Origin of the sequence: Pectobacterium atrosepticum (genome assembly GCF_000740965.1) — a bacterium.
Classification (GTDB): domain Bacteria; phylum Pseudomonadota; class Gammaproteobacteria; order Enterobacterales; family Enterobacteriaceae; genus Pectobacterium; species Pectobacterium atrosepticum.
In genome coordinates this window covers 833,132-851,391 of sequence record NZ_CP009125.1, presented here as the reverse complement: position 1 = coordinate 851,391, position 18,260 = coordinate 833,132, and the positions used below count along the sequence as shown (strand labels likewise).

Sequence of the window (18,260 nt, the reverse complement as noted above, 5' to 3'; positions counted from 1 at the left end):
GAAAATATGCACTATCAACAGCAAAAACATTTCCCAGCAGGCTTTCTGTGGGGAGCGTCGACATCGGCTTATCAGGTTGAAGGTGGCTGGCAGGCCGATGGGAAAAGCCCGTCGATCATTGATAAGTGTCAGCACCCGGAAAACACCGCTGATTTCACCGTAGCCAGCGATCACTACCATCGGTTTAAAGACGATGTGCAACTTTTTGCGGAGCTGGGATTGAAGGCTTACCGTTTCTCTATCGCCTGGACGCGTATTCTCCCCAACGGCACCGGTGACGTAAATCCACTGGGCATCGCGTTTTACAACGAGCTAATTGATGAGCTGAACGCGCACGGTATCGAACCGGTCGTCACGCTCTACCATTTCGATTTGCCTTATTGTCTGGAAGCTCAAGGTGGCTGGCAAAATCGCGCCACGATTGATGCCTTTGTTCACTACGCTCGCACGCTGTTTACACATTTCGGCGACAAGGTTAAATACTGGCTAACAATTAATGAGCAGAACACCATGATTCTGCATCCCGGCGCGATTGGCTTACCGGAAGGTGGCGTTTTACCATCCAAAAAAGCGCTGTATCAGCAGAACCACCACATGATGCTGGCGCAGGCGCAGGTCATGGCGTTGTGTCATGAACTCGCGCCCAACGGTTTGATTGGCCCGGCGATCAACACTACCTCGATGTATCAGGCCACCAGCAAACCGGAAGACGCTATCGCCGCGCACAACTGGGAAACGCTGCGCTGCTGGAGCTTTTTGGATGTCGCCGTGCATGGCCGCTACAACGCGCTAGCCTGGCGTTATCTGGAAGATCGCGGTTTGGCACCGGAGACATTACCCGGCGATGACGAGATCCTACAGTCAGGAAAACCTGACTACGTGGCGATCAACTACTATTCCACCGCCACCATTGCCGCTAGCAAAGGCGATGCATCGGACGTCAGCGCCCGCGCGGGCGATCAGCAAATCATGCTGGGTGAACCCGGCGTCTATCGCGCGGCGGAAAATCCGCACGTTGATAAAACGCCCTATGGCTGGGTCATCGATCCCATTGGCCTGCGCTTAACATTACGTAAAACCTACGAGCGCTATCATCTGCCGATACTGATTACGGAAAACGGTATGGGCGCGCCGGATAAACTTGAAGCTGACGGTACAATCAACGATCAATACCGTATCGATTTTATTGCCCGTCATATTGAACAAATGCAGCTCGCCATCAGCGATGGGGTTGATCTGATTGGCTATTGTCCGTGGTCGGCGATCGATGTGGTCAGCACTCATCAGGGTTACGGTAAGCGCTACGGGTTTATTTATGTGAACCGCGATGAATTCGATCTGAAAGATCTACGCCGTATCAAAAAGAAAAGTTTTTACTGGTATCAGGGTGTCATAGAATCAAATGGCACGCGGTTATTTCCCCGCGAGCCCTAATACTGACGCCCTAGAACACCGCGTTAAAACGGGGATAAGCCCTACTCTGCATGACTCATGTTGCGGGACAATCACCCGCAACATGAAAGAGAAGAAATGGGTTATTATTTCACTGACGTTCCCACTGATATCACTCAAGAAACGCATGATGGCTGAACCGATAAAAGCAATAAAAATACTGAACAATAGCCTGGTGTTATCTTCTGATGCAGATAACAACGAAATCATTGTCATGGGGAAAGGGATCGGCTTTAACAGCAAGACTGGAGATATTCTCGATCCAGCCAAAATTGAGAAAACCTTTATTCTCAAAGGTGGCCCATCACCACGCGAATTTGCCCGTTTGATTGAGCACGTCGGGGAAGAATATGTTCACATCGTGAATAAGATTATTGATGATGCGAACCGGCAACTTCATGGCCGCTTGAGCGAACAGGTCTTTTTTACGCTGATCGACCATATCAGCTTTGCGATTGAGCGTTATCGCAAAGGCATCAGCATACAAAATCGTCTGCTTTATGAGGTAAAGCGGTTCTACCCGCAGGAATTTGCGATTGCTTCGCGGGCGCTCAACGACATTAACCAGCAGATGAAGCTGGAATTGCCAGAAGAGGAAGCGGGCAATATCGCGTTTCATTTAGTCAACGCGCAAACCGACGTCCAGAATATGGAGAACACGCTCCAGTCGGTCAAGATGCTGAAAGATATCTTTAATATCATCCAGTACAACTTCCATATCGTGATTGATAAAGAATCGATTAATTACTCACGCTTCCTGACGCACATGCAATTCTTTATCCAGCGCCTGTTGGAAAACACCCTAATCCATTCAAGTGATGACTTTATTTTTGATCAGGTCACCAAAGAGTATCCTGATGCCTATAAATGCAGCCGACTGATCAAAGACTATATTCACAACCTGCTCAATATCGACATTTCTAACGATGAAATGCTGTACCTGATGATTCATATCGTTCGCATCGCCCCGCAAGAGTAAGTCCTACCCACTCACCAGATGAAACGCCGCAGTTGGGTAAATTCTCGGCCATTACCATCTGGCAGTGTATCGGGTATATCTGCGGTTCACCTTTGCTTTGCGATATTTCTTCTTTAGTCTTCATTCCGAAGCGTGAACAATAAAACATCTTCTATCAATATGTTTATTAAAGATAAAAAACACCTCACCCACTTTTTTTTGCAAAAAAAAACGTAACAAAACCGCCAGTTTATAACTTATAACCTTTTTTTATTTGTCCGGTTTTACTCTGAAGATTAAAAGAGAAAGGTGTCAAAAAATGCCGTTTGGCAAATCACATACCGCATCAGTCCCTTTTCTTTTGATAAGAGAAATGCATTTATTTTTCCATGTCCGATGAAAAAGACATGCCAATTAATCTGGGTAAAGATAATGAAAAAAAATCTGTTTGCCTTTCCATTACTGATGCTTGCCGTATTACCGCCTGCCTTCTCTGCCGATCAAAACGTCCCCACGACTCGCACCTTTCAGATACAGCCCGATGCAGCCTTAAAAGCCAAAGTGCCAGATGCCGTCCTGCAAAAAGGATTTATCGTTGCAGGCACCAATCCCAATACGCCGCCAACCACCTTTTATCAGGAAGATAATAAAACGCTGGCAGGCCGCGAGATCGATATCATGAACGCTATTGGCGACCGGCTGGGCGTACCGGTGAACTGGCACGATACCGGTGGGTTCGACAATATTATTCCCGGTTTAAAATCAGGCCGTTACGATGTGGCACTGTCGAATATCAATGCAACACCCAAGCGCCTTGAGCAGATCGACTTCATCGGCTATTTCAACGCGTCAAAACTGGCCATCATTTCCCTTAAAGACGCTAACGTCGCGCCATTTACCTCCCTCAGCGTACTGTGCGGTAAAGACATTGGTGCAGGGGCCGGTACGACTCAGCTACTGCGCTTGCAAGAAGCCGACAAGCAGTGCGTTGCAGAACAGAAAGACGCGATCAAAATTGCGATCTTCCCCGATCGTCCATCCGGCGTACAGGCGGTGATCAGTGGACGTGTCCCGCTGTTCTTCGGCCCTTATGAAGGGTTACGCTATCAGGTGAGTCAAGTCAAACGGCTAGCCATCAGCGGTGATATCGCCGTCAACGATGCGCCAGTCTCTATTGCGTTTCCTAAAGATTCGGCTCTGGAAGACGCCGTTCAGGCCGCATTGAACTCGCTGATTAAAGACGGCACCTATCAGAAGATTTTGGATAAGTGGGATATCGGCTACGGCGCGGTCCCAGAGGCGAAACGTAACGCAGAGATCTTCGGATGAGTCTCCCCTCACCACATCAGGAACTGCATATCGTCGCCAACCGACACTACGGGCGCTGGCTCAGCGCCCTGCTGGTTCTGTTGCTATTGGGCGCTATCGCCCATTCTGTGCTGAACAACCCCCGCTTTGAATGGCGGGTCGTTGTGGACAGTTTTACGGAAGACTCCATTCTTCAGGGCGTCATCATGACGCTGAAACTGACCGCAATGTCGGTGGTGTTAGGCTTTGGCGGCGGCACGATACTGGCGCTGATGCGCCTATCCAGCAACCCCGTGCTGGTGGCAGTCAGTTGCGGCTACACCTGGTTTTTCCGTGGCGTCCCCACGCTGGTACAGCTGTTTCTTTGGTACAACATTGCAGCGCTCTACCCGACGATTTCACTCTCGCTGCCATTCTTCGGCGAGGTTTTCAGCGTTCCTGGCAATACGCTCATCAGCCCGTTTAATGCCGCCGTGCTGGCGCTGGTTATGCATCAATCTGCGTATGCGGCGGAGATTGTTCGCGCAGGTATTCAGAGCGTCAACCCCGGTCAGTTGGAAGCCGCCAGAGCATTGGGGTACCGTAAACCGCAGATATTCTTCTACACCGTTCTGCCGCAGGCGATGCGCGCCATCCTGCCTCCGGCGGGTAATGAGGTCATCGGCCAACTGAAAACCACAGCGGTGGTTTCGGTGATTTCACTTCAGGATGTGTTGTACTCGGCACAGATCATTTATCAGCGAACCTATGAAGTCATCCCGCTGCTGCTGGTTGCCACTATCTGGTATCTGCTGCTGACTTCCGTGCTGTCTGTCGGCCAATACTATATTGAACGCTATTTCGGCCGTTCAACGCTCAAACGCAACAAGCCAGGTAAAAGCCGCAAACTGCGTGCCGCAAGGTTTACCCAACGTGCTCAGCCAACGAACAGGCCACAGCCCAGCGAATCCCCCAGCACCTGAACTGGCGGGCTATCACGCATCAACGACTGGCGAACAATGTCATGCACTCAATGAATCATGAAGGAAACGCAACTATGGGCGAGGCCATTACACTACGGAACGTGCGTAAATCCCTGTCGGGAAACCTGATTTTAGATGACATCGATTTGCAGATGGAGGCGGGTTCGGTTACTGCGATTCTGGGTCCGTCCGGCGCGGGTAAATCAACGCTGCTGCGCTGTATTAACCACCTCGAAAAGCTCGATGGCGGCACTATTTGCGTTGGCGACACGCTGGTCGGGTATCGGCAGAAAGGCCATCGGCTCTATGAATTGAGTGACAAACAGGTCGCGGCCCAGCGCAGCAAGATTGGTATGGTATTTCAGCACTTTAACCTGTTCCCTCACCGTACCGTGCTGCAAAACGTTAGCGATGCCCCGCTGCGTGTCAAAAAACGCGCTCAGCAGGAGGTGTTCGATCAGGCGTATTCGCTGCTGCGACAGGTTGGACTCGTAGAAAAAGCCGACGATTGGCCGCACCAGCTTTCCGGTGGCCAACAGCAGCGGGTGGCGATTGCCCGCGCCCTCGCCATGAATCCCCAGGTGATGCTCTTTGACGAACCGACTTCGGCGTTAGACCCGGAACTGGTCGGCGAAGTGCTTCAGGTAATTAAAAAGCTGGCGCATTCCGGTATTACGATGGTCATCGTCACACACGAGATCGGTTTCGCCCGTGAGATCGCCGATAACATCGTGTTTATGGAAAATGGCAGAATTGTCGAAACTGGCCCAGCCAGACAGCTACTCGATGCCCCGCAAAACCGCCGTACACAGGCCTTTTTCTCAACGGTGCTGTGATAACGTGGGTATAGTCATTGATATTGGCAACCATCAGATTTCTGACGATTTACTCGTACTTTTGAATAATGAGGATGTTAAATTAATTAATCATTGGCTAATATAAGTTTCATAGAAAAATTATGGAAAATTTTTTGTGACAACGATTAGAGATATTGCCCAAAAAGCCGGAGTCGCAGCATCAACAGTTTCTCGCGTGCTGAATAACGACCCCAGTCTGTCGGTAACCAAAGAAAAGCGCCAGCTCATCAAGAACATTGCCCATGAGTTGGCCTATTTATCGCCCACACAACGCAAGCAGCAGAAAAAAAAGTTAGAGAACTCGCTTGTTGTACGATCTCATTTTAAAATGGATAACGACAATTTATTACATCTCGCCGTCGTCCACTTTCTTACGCCCTCTGAAGAACTCAACGATCCTTATTTTACCGCAATGCGCATTGGCATTGAAAATCGCTGCCACCATTTTGCTATTTCGTTGCGAAATATATTCACCACAAACTTATCATCCAATAGTCATACGTTATCTCAGGCGCAGGCGATCATTTGCGTAGGGCATTTTAGCGATGATGACATCGCCTTAATCTATTCATTAAATAAAAACCTGATTTTTATCGATTCGGCTCCCCTCAATAAAAAATGTGATGCCGTGATTTTTGACCGGGAAGCGGCTGCACGCGAAGTATTACACTACATTGTTAAGAGCGGTGCTGAGCGACCTGCATTCATCGGGAACAATGAGAGCCGGCTGCATGTATTTCAAGAAATAACCCAAAAATACGGTATCTACCATGAATCACGATGTAAGGTCAGTCAGCTATTCTGTATTGCATCCGGCTATCAGGCGATGAATGAGTTGCTGCAACAAAAAGAATGGCCCGATGTTGTGTTCGCCGCGACAGACATTATCGCTATCGGCGTGTACCGCGCGATTCAAGAGAAAGGCATTTCCATTCCCAGACAAATAAAAGTGATTGGAATGAATGATATCCCCATGGCACAGCACCTCAACCCCAGTCTGACCACAATGCGACTCTACCCCACTGAAATGGGCGAAGCCGCCGTCGATCTATTTTTAGAACTGGTGGCGGGACGCCATTATAAGAAACACGTACAGATTGGTTATGACATGGTCTGGCGTGAAAGTTTCACACTCAGCACGATATAACGGTACCCGCTTATATATCCGTCATACGTCAAGTTGACGGTGTGTTGGCTACGCTACTTGGCACACTTACCTGAAGAGATAATGCGGCCACGCAAAGAAATTACGCGGCCAGCGAGCGTCAATTAGCGGTTATTTGCCACAACTGATTCCATCCCCCGTTATCATGCCATTGAATACCTGATGCACCGTTCTCTGTTGAACGACTGTTAATATCCAAAAGCTTCCCACTGTTCCTATTCATAATTTTATAATAGCCATCGCCAGCATCCAAAATTAGCCACTGTTGGCTAAAATGACCGGTGTTATACATTTGGAGAATTTGCGCACCATCCTCATTGGCACTGGAATCAATATCAATGTACTTTCCGCTATTAACATTCACCAGATTGAAGTAACCATTGCCAATCGCGTTAAAATAAAAACGCTGACTATCCCAATTACTGTCACTGTATTGTTCAACAAATGCGCCATCCTCATGTGAGCCGCTCACGACATTAAGCGATTTACCACTATGCCGATTAGCGATCTTATAGCGGGTTCCGTTGATAAAATTGATTTGTGATTCGGCAAACGCGTCCAGAGCTCGGGTAAATTGCAATACATTAGCTGAAACTTGTCTCGTCGCACCTAATGCGTAGCCATCCAGCAGCACATTGGCATTACCCGCAGGTTCCCAATAAAAAACCCCGATCCCTTTATTTCCCGGCACCGCTTTAACAAGATTAATCGTATCCTTGATAGTCCAATAGCTATCTGTCGGATTCGTCTCTAAACCGCCGACTTCAACGACCATGACTTCCTTACCATAGCGGCTCGCCATATCATTGAGGTTGCTAGCCAGTGCGCCGGTGAGTTCCCAATAATTTTTCCCCTCCCAGTAGGGATAGAATGAAAAGCCAATCACATCGGTTTTTCCACCGTGCGTGGTGAGGAAATTGTCAAAAAACCAGCGAGAGTTTGAATTATTATCCCCATGCGCCAAATGACTAATCACCTTAGAGGAAGGGCTGACCGCTTTAACCGCATCATAGCCTGCATTCAGTAGCTGCGTTAAATTAGCAAACCGACTTGTGCTCCCTTCCGGTAGTAAAATCCCCGGGTTCATTTCGTTACCAACCTGCACCCATTCCGGCGTCACGCCAGCGGAAACGAGCGCAGTCATCACCTCATGTGTGTGGTTATAAACGGCCGTAGTTAATTGGCTAATATTGTAGCTCGCCCATGCCGCTGGCTTTATTTGATGACCTGGATCCGCGAAAACATCACTGTAGTGGAAATCTACCATGACACGCATTCCCATCGCTTTGGCACGCTGAGCGGCATCCACCACGCGAGTTTTATCCGTATAACCGAGCATCGTCCAGGTCGTATTATCTTTATGCCATAGTGCACTGGGGTCAGGATTAACGAAAATGCGTAGCCGCACAGAGTTTATGCCGTGATCGCGCAATATCTGTAATACATCGCGCTGAGCTCCTGCATCGTCACGCCAGGTCACCCCCCGATCTTCCAATTGCTTTACCCAACCAATATCCGCACCATAAGCAAACGGCTGCGCTGCTTTCGCCACATTGGCTGCCATGAACCCTATAAATAGCATTAACAATATAGAGATCATTCCTGAATAATTATTCTTTTTCATTCATTTCTCCTTGAGTCGATACTCTTAAATGGTATTTATCACGTAAATATACCCGTCATACTTCAAGTTGCATGTGCGTTGGCTGCGTTCACTCGCCCGAATCACTTACTTGAGTAAGCTCATCGGGATTCCTTCCCTTGCCGCCTTTCTGAAACTCGAATTATTTATGGTATTTCTAGGGACAGATTAAAAACAGAGGACGATATTTATAAAAATAAATATCGCATAGTAAAATAAGCAGCCGATGTGAATACGAACGGCTGCTTAGTTAAATTTCTGACTTTTCCACCGAGTCAACGTAGCGTTTTATATGGAATTAATGGTCCCCATATAACCAGTTATTTATAGTTAGTTAATTCTTTTCCCATTTTCATCAAAAAAATGAAGATGTTCACTACGACATGTGAGCGGAATCGTTGAGTAAGGCACAATACTATTGTCACCTGACAAATGTACTTTGAAATGATTAACGCCAGAGTAAGTACCAAAAATATACGTGGCATTACCCAGCCTTTCTGTTACTTCGCTATTGATCGACAGGCTGACATCTCCCCCCTGCGGATCAATACTCAGGTGCTCAGGGCGAATACCCACGGTAATTTTCTGATCGGCGTGCAATCCGCGGCTAGCAAGATTAACGGAAAGTGTAGTGAGTTTATTGATCAAGATGCTCACTTTATTTCCTTCAACCTGTAACACTTCACCGGGTAGAAAATTCATATTCGGCGAACCGATAAAACCGGCGACAAAAAGATTTTCTGGCTTATGGTATAGCTCCATCGGCGTCCCGACCTGCTCAATATCCCCTTTGTTTAACACCACGATTTTATCCGCCAACGTCATCGCTTCCACTTGATCGTGCGTCACATAAATCATGGTATTACGCATTTCCTGATGAAGCTGGGCAATTTGTAAACGCATTTCCACGCGTAATTCGGCGTCAAGGTTCGATAAGGGCTCATCGAATAAGAACACTTTAGGATCGCGCACAATGGCCCGCCCAATTGCAACGCGCTGACGCTGGCCGCCAGATAGCTGTTTCGGTGTCCGATCTAACAAGGCTTCTAACTGGAGCGTCATCGCAGCCTTTCGCACCATTTTCTCGACTTCGGCTTTGGGATGCCCATTCATTCTCAACCCAAACCCCATATTTTCAGCCACCGTCATATGCGGGTACAACGCATATGACTGGAACACCATCGCAATCCCCCGCTCTGCGGGATCGCAATGGTTAACTACGCGGTTATCAATATGGATCTCGCCATCCGTTATCTCTTCCAATCCCGCGATCATTCTCAGTAACGTTGATTTACCACACCCCGACGGGCCAACAAATACCACAAATTCGCCTGAATTAATCTCAAGATTAATACGATGGATCGTTTCAGTTTTATCGTAACGCTTCACTATATTCTTTAGTAAAATATCAGCCATGTTGAACCTCAAACTTAATTTTCCATTGCGCGTGTATTACTTTACTGCGCCCGTCATACTGGCAATAAATTGCTTTTGCATGGCGAAGAAGATAAGCAAACTAGGAAGAGTAGAAATAACCGTTCCCACCATAATAAGCCCGAAGTCTGGAGAATAGGCCGAAGCAAAGCTGGATAGCACCAGATTAATCGTCTTTAATTCAGTAGACTGGAGGACAATAAGTGGCCAGAGAAAAGCATTCCATGACGTCATGAAAACAATGATAAACGCAGCAGAATAGCTGGCTCGCATAATCGGCACATAGACATACAGGAAAATTTTCCATTCTGCGACGCTCTCCACGCGGGCAGCATCGATTAACTCTCTCGGAAACGTTTTAGTACATTGCCTAAAGTAGAAAATAATAAATGCCCCTGCCACCGTCGGCATAATCACGGCAAAGTGTGTGTCCAGTAACCCCGCCTTACCAAACATGGTGAAGAGTGGGATCATTAACGCCGCAAACGGAATCATCATCGTCGCTAATAGTGTGACATAGACACGTTCGCGATGTTTACTGGAATAAATCTCAAATGCATAACCCGCAATGGAGCACACCACAAGCGTCGATACGGTGCTGATTAGTGCAATTTTTGATGTATTCCAAAATATCAATGCGAGATCCACCTGGCTCGTCAGATTGGTAAAATTGACCAATAATTGATCGCCAAACGTAAATTTCCCCATGTTGATTTGACTGGTGCTATTGGTACTGGATACCACCATCCAATAGAACGGAAAAAGCGAGAAAATGCTCATCAACACGAGAAAAGCATGCATCAATATGCTGTTAATTTTACTTTTTCTCATATTATCCCTTCCGTGCCGCTTTAAATTGAATCAGCGCTAATATTGCTGAAAAAACGACAATCACGTACGAAACCGTTGCCGCATAACCAAAATTAGGCACAAATTTGAACGACAGATTATAAATATAAAGTGATAATGTCAGGGTCGCATTTGCCGGGCCGCCGTTCGTGATATTCATGGCCTCATCAAACAACTGTAGTGTGCCAATCGTTGATGTCACACTGGTAAAAAGAATGACCGGCTTCAATAATGGTATGGTGATAAAGATAAATTGCTTGATTGGACTCACGCCATCGACTCTGGCGGCCTCATAAATCGATTTATCAATATTCTGCATGGCGGAAAGATAAAAGATCATATTGTATCCCGTCCAGCGCCATGTGATCGCGATAATAATGGTCACCTTCGCCCAGAAAGGATCGGAGAGCCACGGAATCGGATCGTCAATAACATGAATAAACATCAAAAATGAATTAATCACACCATCCAGTTCAAACATACTCTTAAAAAGAATCGAGTAGGCAACCAGCGACGTCACACAGGGTAAAAAGATCGCTATTCTAAACCACTGGCGATATTTAAGCTGCGACGAATTCAGGCAAGAAGAAATCGCTAATGAGAGCAAAATCATAATCGGCACTTGGATCACCAGAAACGTCAACGTATTCCAAAGCGCCGTTTTAAACATCGGATCATTAAATAAACGAATGATATTTCCCATGCCGACAAATTGCGTCACCACTCCACGGCCAGACTGAAAGGAAAGCCAAAGTGATTTGAAAATAGGATATATCGTCATTAGGGCAATTAACCCAACAGCTATAGAGACAAAAGCCCAGCCGTTGATGTTATAAAGCCTATTCATTTTAGGTTTATACATCATTATCACACCATATATTTCTGGAGAGAAGTGCTTGGGGGCTCACGGCCCCCAAGCTCACACTCACTACTGCATAATCTGATTTTTTAATGCAGTTTCGGCGCGTTTCAAAACGTCATCAACAGAATCGCCTTTCAGTAATGCGGGTATTTCAGCGGCAATCGCGTTATCAACTTCCTGGGTATACATGCCATAGGATACCTGCGGGATTTCAGTCACCCATTTAGAGAAATCAGCAAACACGGGTTGCCCGCCAAAGAACGGATCTTTTACTGCATAAGCGGGGCCAGATGTGGCAGGAAGGAAGGTTGCAAGCGCGCCGCGATCAACCAAAAGGGTTTGATACATATCACTATCTGCCGCGAATGTTTTTTTCAGGAATTCAATCGCCTGTTGAGTGTTTTTGCCGCCCTTTAATACATACCAACTCGACCCACCTTGATTAGATGCTCGCACCGCTTTGTCGAGATTTAACCGTGGAATCGGCGCAACACGCCATTTTCCTTTCTGATCGTCGGCACTTTTAATTGAGCCAATCACCCATACACCGGAAACCACACTCGCCGATTTTCCGGCATTAAAACTGCCAACAAAACTCGACCAGCCAGAAATAGGACGTGCAATTTTCGCGTCGTTAATCGCTTTAATCGTTTTTAACGTTTCTTTCAATGCAGCGTTTTTGGTGAGATTAATTTGGCCTTGATTATCGAAGAACCATTCTCCACCGGACTGCATCATAATATGAGGAAGAACAACATCGTTCATATCGTAGGTCAGCATATCAACGCCAGTTTTTTCCTTTATTTTCTTGCCGATCTCAATGTATTTATCCCAGGTAATATTCACCATATCACTCTCTTTATATCCGGCAGCTTCCAGATAATCGAGTCGATAGAACATCCCTGCCACGCCGGAATCAAAGGGAATACCGTAAATCTTATTCCCGACCGTCATCACTTTCGTTTTATAAGGCGCAAACTGACTATAATCGATGGCATCCTGCAATGGGACAAACGCATCAGGATAAGCCTGAAGGTATTTCTGTGCATTATAATCTTCTATAAGCACAATATCAGGAAGAACATTTTTAACCCCAGAAGCCAACATGGTATTTAATTTCTGTTCAATATCTTCTTTACCCGAGTCGATCACTTTCAGGCTGAAACTTGGGTCAGCTTTTTTATATATCGATGAGGCTTCATGCATTGCCGCAACATTGAAGTTAGGATCCCAGGCCCATACGGTGACGTCAGCAGCCAAGCTTTGACTCGATAAGCCCAGCGTGAAAAATGAAACTGCAAATAGGGTAGATACTTTATTCTTGATCTTCATCAGAGCAGTCCTTCTTTACTTTTTGTAAAGAGAGAATATGAGTTACTGCATAATGAAGCAACGAGTTACACCGCTTACATTCCTTCATCCAGTGATACGGGTCACACAACAGGGAGAGAAATAGCTGAATATTCGATCTCAATAGAATAAATTTAGGAAAAATTTCCTTCAAAAAAGTCTATACCTGACCGATAAAAGTGATGAAAATCAACCTAAAAACCAACCCATAACATTGAAATTTAAGTTAAAACTGAGTCACAGAAGAATAAATAAAACGTTTACTCAGGTAATAATCGACATGATCACATAGTCACTGCGGCATTACCCAAAAATGAAAACGCTACCACTACAAATCAAGCGGCACACGGAGAGAGCCGTGTGCCATAAAATACGTTCACCCTTTGGCAAACCAGCCGCGAATGATCGCGTGCTGTAGCAGCATGATGGTCTTGCCGTCTTTAATCCGCCCATCGTTCATCATCGCGATGGCTTCGCTGAACGGCAGCTCCAGTACCTCAATATCTTCATCTTCCACACCGCCACCCGAATTATCACGTAGCGATTCATCGTACTCGGCAGCAAAGAAGTGCAGCCGTTCTGTTACGCCGCCGGGCGACATGTAGGCATCAAACAACTTCTCAACGTTACCAACCGCATAACCGGTTTCTTCTATCGCCTCGTTGCGGATGCACTCTTCGGGCGAATAGTCGTCCAGCAAACCGGCACAGGCTTCCAGCAGCATGCCGCTTTCGTTGCCGTTAACGTAGGTAGGAATACGGAATTGTCGTGTCAGAATCACCGTGCCTTTCGCCCGGTTGTACAGCAGAATTGTCGCACCATCGCCACGATCGTAAACTTCACGAATTTGGCGTACTACGCCACCATTCTTTCTTTTCAAATCAAAAACATACTTGTGAAGAATAAACCAGTGATCGGATAGCAGCTTCTTTTCGACGATATCAATAGGAGACGACATGCAAACACCTCGGTGATCGATGGTTGGAAGAGCGCATTCATTTATAACAACGAAGCCATCATATCCCTTTTGAACTCCCGCATAAACGAATAAGGAAACGTATGTCTGGTGGAAATTACGGCATCGTCACGCACCAAACCTATGATATTCATGGTTTAGTTTCATTCTCTCATTCCGCTCTTTTCGTCCATCTCGCGTTTATCGACTATGCTATACCTTAAATCAGTCACGTTTCAGGAAGTCGTGCTGCGCTTTCGTTTTCCCCATCACCACCGTCAATTTGTCTCGTCATAACGCGCGTACCGCAACCGCCTTCCATGATTCACTCGAATTCAATACCGCATCACTTCTCAAACCACATCATCGAGGTAGATAACATGAGTCATTTCATTTTCTCTTCACCTAGAAAATATGTTCAGGGTCGCGGCGTGCTGGATGAACTGGGTGAACAACTCAAGCCTCTGGGAACGAAAGCGTTTCTGATGGCAGATGGCATTGTTTGGGACATCATCGGCCAGCGCGTAGATGCGTCCCTCAAACAGGTGAGCATCGGCTACCATTACGAGCGTTTTAACGGTGAGGCGTCCAGCAACGAAATCACCCGTCTTGCTAAGCTAGCACGCGACGCGGGCACCAACATTGTCGTTGGGTTAGGCGGCGGTAAAACGCTGGATACGGCGAAAGCGGTTGCTGATGAGCTGAAACACAATGTCGCGATTGTCCCAACCGTGGCCTCAACGGATGCACCGTGCAGCGCGCTGTCCGTCATCTACACCGACGAGGGCGTGTTCGAGTCCTACCGCTTTTACGACAAGAATCCCGATCTGGTATTGGTCGATACCGCCGTGTGTGCGCAGGCTCCAGCACGCCTGTTTGCCTCCGGCATTGCCGATGGTCTGGCAACCTTTGTCGAAGCACAGGCGGTTCTGCGCTCTCACGCACTTTCTATGCTGGGCGGTAAACCTACGCTAGCGGGCATGGCGATTGCCGAAACCTGCGAAAAAACGCTGCTAGCCTACGGTTATAGTGCTTACAAAGCGGTGGAAAAAGGTGTGGTAACACCCGCAGTGGAATCCGTAGTTGAAGCCAACACGCTACTTTCCGGCTTGGGCTTTGAGAATGGCGGATTGGCGGGCGCTCACGCCATCCACAACGGGTTTACCGCGATCAAAGGCGACATCCACCACCTCACGCATGGGGAAAAAGTCGCCTACGGCACGCTGACACATATGGTGCTGGAGCAACGTCCTGACGAGGAAATCGCACGCTACATTCGCTTCTACCGCGCGATTAACATGCCGACGCTGCTAAAAGATCTGCATCTGGAAAATGAGCCGTTTGAGAATTTGATCAAAGTGGGTGAACTGGCGTGCAGCGACGCCGATACGCTGAAAAATCTGGACAGCGGATTAACGGCTGAAGACGTCGCTCACGCGATTATTGCTGTCGACGCGTTCAGTAAAACCATCAGCTAATCGCAATTGAGGTAAAAAAACCCGGCTCCAGCGGAACAGTGCAATGGAGCCGGGCTTGATATAACAGGCGATTTTCACCAGCGTATTTCTGCCAGAAAACATTCTCTCTGCGTCATCAACCTATTCATGACTATTCACTTTTATTTGACGAGAAAACGGGCAGGATAACGACATATTCTCTATGTCTTGGGTCATCGCATGATGGAACGTCCGCGCTTTATCGCCCTATCGAGCACGCTGACTCTTGCCCTTTTTGGGACAATCGTACTGGCATTGGGTATGGGGCTTGGGCGCTTTTTATATACACCGATGCTGCCCGTCATGCTGGAAGAAGGTGATTTCACCTTCAGCCAGCTTTCCTATATTGCCAGCGCAAACTACGTCGGTTATCTGTTCGGCAGCCTGTTTTTCTCTTTCAGCCGTCGCGCCTCAACCTCTCAACCAGTGTTCCTGCTGTTTACCGCAGCGGCGGCGACCAGCGTGTTGCTCTTCGCGATGACATTGACCACCAATACGATGCTGGTCATGCTCATTCGCTTCATCGCGGGGATCGCCAGCGCAGCGATGATGATCTTCGGATCCCTAATCGTTTTACACCACACAAGGCATACTGGCATTATCGCCTCGCTCTATGCTGGGGTTGCCGTGGGGATCGTGTTAGGCAATGAATTCATCATCATGGGACGGCATTACGTACTAACGGCCGAACTATTGTGGTGGGGAGCGGCGCTGATCTCCACGCTACTTCTGCTCGCCCTACTCATACTTTCGCCGCACAAAACGACCGTACCGCAGCAGCCTATGGTCAATGTTGATGAACAGCCTCACCTTGGCTGGCGACGGCTCGCGCTGCTATACGGCCTCGCGGGCTTCGGCTATATCGTCGTCGCCACCTATCTGCCGCTGATGGTGACGGCGCTAGGCATACCGCATTTATCCCTGCATTTATGGTCGCTGGTTGGGCTAGCAATCATCCCTGGCTGTTTCTTCTGGCTGTGGGCCGCCAGTCGGTGGGGAACGTTACCCTGCCTGACAGCTAATCTGCTGATTCAAGGCGTGTGTGTCCTGCTGACGCTGTTCAGCCACTCTCTGGTGGCATTGATATTCAGCTGTATCGGCTTTGGTGCTACTTTTATGGGAACCACCTCACTGGTGATGCCATTAGCCAAGCGGCTACGCGCGCCGCACGGCATCAACCTGCTTGGGCTGGTGACGCTCACTTACGGTATTGGTCAGATTCTTGGCCCACTACTCACCAGCGTCCTGACGGACACCCACGCTGTCGCACCTGCGATTCTGTGTAGCGCAGCAGCACTTTTCATCGCGGCTGGGCTCTGCTTACCCAATCGCCGCTCATCACTCTAACTCCGGAGAACCTATGCCGTACGTCAACATCAAAATCACCAATGAAGGCGTCACCGCTGAACAAAAACGTCAATTGATTGAAGGCGTAACTCAGCTGCTGGTCGATGTGCTCAATAAAAACCCGAAAACCACTGTGGTGGTAATTGATGAAGTTGAAACGGACAACTGGGGAATCGGCGGCGTGCCGGTGACAGAGTTGAGGAAGGCAAGCAAATAGCGAAACGGTGCCACGCTATGTGGCACCAGATTTATATCCCTATGATCGTATCAATCAGCAGATACATATTCAGGGAAACCACTAGCACGACAATAAGTTGTCCGATGCGCTGTACCCATTTTCCGTTAACCATCGACCCCATCAGTTCACGATTGCCAGTGAAGGACAGCAAAGGAACCAGCGCCAGCGCAATCCCGAAGCTCAGCACTACTTGACTCAACACCAACACTCGCGTCGGATCCATACCGGACAAAATTACGATAAACGATGGCAGCATCGTCACGGCTCGGCGAACCCAGAGCGGGATATGGAAGCGCACGAACCCTTGCATCACTACCTGACCCGCCAGCGTACCGACAACGGTGGAAGAAAGGCCTGCCGCCACCAGACTCAGACCGAAAATCACCGCGGCGGCTTTACCTAACAGCGGCTCCAGCGTGAGGTAGGCTTTATCCAGATCGGCAATATCCTGGTTACCGCTGAAATGGAATGCCGCCGCCGCCGTTGCCATCATCGCCAGATTGACGAATCCGGCAATCGTCATCGCAATCGCGACATCAACTTTCGTTGCAGAATAGCGCTCGGCACGGGAATGACCGCCTTCATGCTGCGTCAGGGAAGAATGCAGGTAAATCACATGCGGCATAATTGTCGCCCCCAACACGCCTGCGGCCAGCAACACGGCATCGGAAGTCGGCAAACTAGGGATTGCCATGCCTTTGGCTAAAGCGGACAGCTCAGGCTGAGAAAATACCAGTTCGACAATATACGCCGCCGCAACAAACAGCAGCAGGCCGCCGATGACCATCTCCAGCGGCTTCTGACCACGCTGTTGCAGCATGAGAATCAGGAAAGTGGCAATCGCGGTGAGGATCGCGCCTTCCAGCAGCGACACGCCCAATAGCAGTTTGAAACCAATCGCTGCACCGATAAACTCGGCCAGATCGGTCGCCATCGCAATAATTTCGGCCTGTACCCAGTACGCCCAAACAGCAGGACGCGGAAAGCGATCGCGGATATGTTCCGCCAGATTCTTACCCGTTGCGATGCCTAATTTGGCCGACAATAGCTGGATCAGCATCGCCATCAGGTTCGCCCACACCACAACCCACAGCAGCGTGTAGCCATAGGCCGCGCCAGACTGGATGTTCGTGGCAAAGTTACCCGGATCGATATAACCAATCGCCGCGATAAACGCCGGGCCCATCAGAGAAAGTTTTACCTTCCTTGATGTACGGCTTGTTGACTCAATAACACCCGGCATAGTATGACCCTTCTAACGCTGTTGTTTATTACTCTCACAAAAATGATAATGATTATCAAGTGCATTTAGATTGGTAATACCAATTCTTTTGATAGCTAATGATGATGAGTCATTAAAAATCTAAAAAACATCTTTTTTATCA

Annotated in this window: 16 protein-coding genes; 9 read left to right on the top strand and 7 right to left on the bottom strand. The window is 48.1% G+C overall.

What is annotated here, in order from left to right:
- Positions 1-6 precede the first annotated feature (6 nt).
- From GZ59_RS03825 to GZ59_RS03800, 6 genes are all read left to right on the top strand, one after another.
- Positions 7-1,434: a glycoside hydrolase family 1 protein gene (locus GZ59_RS03825; protein ID WP_039290236.1), complete on the top strand. Its 1,428-nt coding sequence runs from the start codon at positions 7-9 to the stop codon at positions 1,432-1,434.
- A 148-nt stretch (positions 1,435-1,582) separates the two neighbouring features.
- Positions 1,583-2,431, top strand: a complete 849-nt coding sequence (gene licT / locus GZ59_RS03820; protein ID WP_080641362.1) for a BglG family transcription antiterminator LicT — start codon at positions 1,583-1,585, stop codon at positions 2,429-2,431.
- A 411-nt stretch (positions 2,432-2,842) separates the two neighbouring features.
- Positions 2,843-3,739 carry an ABC transporter substrate-binding protein gene (locus tag GZ59_RS03815; protein WP_039290234.1) on the top strand — a complete coding sequence of 299 codons (897 nt, stop codon included), beginning with the start codon at positions 2,843-2,845 and terminating at the stop codon, positions 3,737-3,739.
- Entirely contained in the window at positions 3,736-4,680 is a 945-nt protein-coding gene (locus GZ59_RS03810) for an amino acid ABC transporter permease (RefSeq protein ID WP_039290231.1), read from the top strand. Before GZ59_RS03815 ends, GZ59_RS03810 begins: the two co-directional genes overlap by 4 nt.
- A gap of 74 nt (positions 4,681-4,754) precedes the next feature.
- Entirely contained in the window at positions 4,755-5,516 is a 762-nt protein-coding gene (locus GZ59_RS03805) for an amino acid ABC transporter ATP-binding protein (RefSeq protein ID WP_039290228.1), read from the top strand.
- Between the two features lie 136 nt (positions 5,517-5,652).
- Positions 5,653-6,684, top strand: a complete 1,032-nt coding sequence (locus GZ59_RS03800) for a LacI family DNA-binding transcriptional regulator (RefSeq protein ID WP_011092457.1) — start codon at positions 5,653-5,655, stop codon at positions 6,682-6,684.
- A gap of 118 nt (positions 6,685-6,802) precedes the next feature.
- Here the strand turns inward: GZ59_RS03800 and GZ59_RS03795 are convergent, their stop codons facing one another.
- The 6 genes from GZ59_RS03795 to nudK form a co-directional block, all read right to left on the bottom strand.
- On the bottom strand, positions 6,803-8,326 hold the full coding sequence (locus GZ59_RS03795) for a glycosyl hydrolase 53 family protein (RefSeq protein WP_039290224.1): 1,524 nt from the start codon (positions 8,324-8,326) through the stop codon (positions 6,803-6,805).
- 348 nt (positions 8,327-8,674) lie between these two features.
- Positions 8,675-9,760: an ABC transporter ATP-binding protein gene (locus GZ59_RS03790; protein ID WP_039290221.1), complete on the bottom strand. Its 1,086-nt coding sequence runs from the start codon at positions 9,758-9,760 to the stop codon at positions 8,675-8,677.
- A 36-nt stretch (positions 9,761-9,796) separates the two neighbouring features.
- Positions 9,797-10,609, bottom strand: a complete 813-nt coding sequence (locus GZ59_RS03785) for a carbohydrate ABC transporter permease (RefSeq protein ID WP_039290217.1) — start codon at positions 10,607-10,609, stop codon at positions 9,797-9,799.
- Between the two features lies 1 nt (position 10,610).
- Positions 10,611-11,492 (bottom strand): carbohydrate ABC transporter permease, encoded by an 882-nt coding sequence (locus tag GZ59_RS03780; RefSeq protein WP_039290214.1) that lies wholly within the window; start codon positions 11,490-11,492, stop codon positions 10,611-10,613.
- Positions 11,493-11,555: 63 nt separating this feature from the next.
- The gene (locus GZ59_RS03775) at positions 11,556-12,821 is read right to left on the bottom strand and encodes an extracellular solute-binding protein (protein WP_039290211.1); all 1,266 of its coding nucleotides are present in this window, start codon (positions 12,819-12,821) and stop codon (positions 11,556-11,558) included.
- A 394-nt stretch (positions 12,822-13,215) separates the two neighbouring features.
- On the bottom strand, positions 13,216-13,797 hold the full coding sequence (nudK, locus tag GZ59_RS03770) for a GDP-mannose pyrophosphatase NudK (protein ID WP_011092451.1): 582 nt from the start codon (positions 13,795-13,797) through the stop codon (positions 13,216-13,218).
- A 377-nt stretch (positions 13,798-14,174) separates the two neighbouring features.
- Between nudK and GZ59_RS03765 the strand changes: the two genes are divergently transcribed.
- From GZ59_RS03765 to GZ59_RS03755, 3 genes are all read left to right on the top strand, one after another.
- A complete protein-coding gene (locus tag GZ59_RS03765) occupies positions 14,175-15,272 on the top strand; it encodes a glycerol dehydrogenase (protein ID WP_011092450.1) in 1,098 nt (365 codons plus the stop codon).
- Positions 15,273-15,470: 198 nt separating this feature from the next.
- On the top strand, positions 15,471-16,637 hold the full coding sequence (locus GZ59_RS03760) for an MFS transporter (RefSeq protein ID WP_039290208.1): 1,167 nt from the start codon (positions 15,471-15,473) through the stop codon (positions 16,635-16,637).
- 13 nt (positions 16,638-16,650) lie between these two features.
- Positions 16,651-16,854 (top strand): 2-hydroxymuconate tautomerase family protein, encoded by a 204-nt coding sequence (locus GZ59_RS03755; RefSeq protein ID WP_010282462.1) that lies wholly within the window; start codon positions 16,651-16,653, stop codon positions 16,852-16,854.
- 31 nt (positions 16,855-16,885) lie between these two features.
- Here GZ59_RS03755 and GZ59_RS03750 read toward each other — a convergent pair whose 3' ends face one another.
- Positions 16,886-18,118, bottom strand: coding sequence for an Nramp family divalent metal transporter (locus GZ59_RS03750; RefSeq protein ID WP_011092448.1), 1,233 nt, complete (start codon positions 18,116-18,118; stop codon positions 16,886-16,888).
- Positions 18,119-18,260 lie beyond the last annotated feature (142 nt).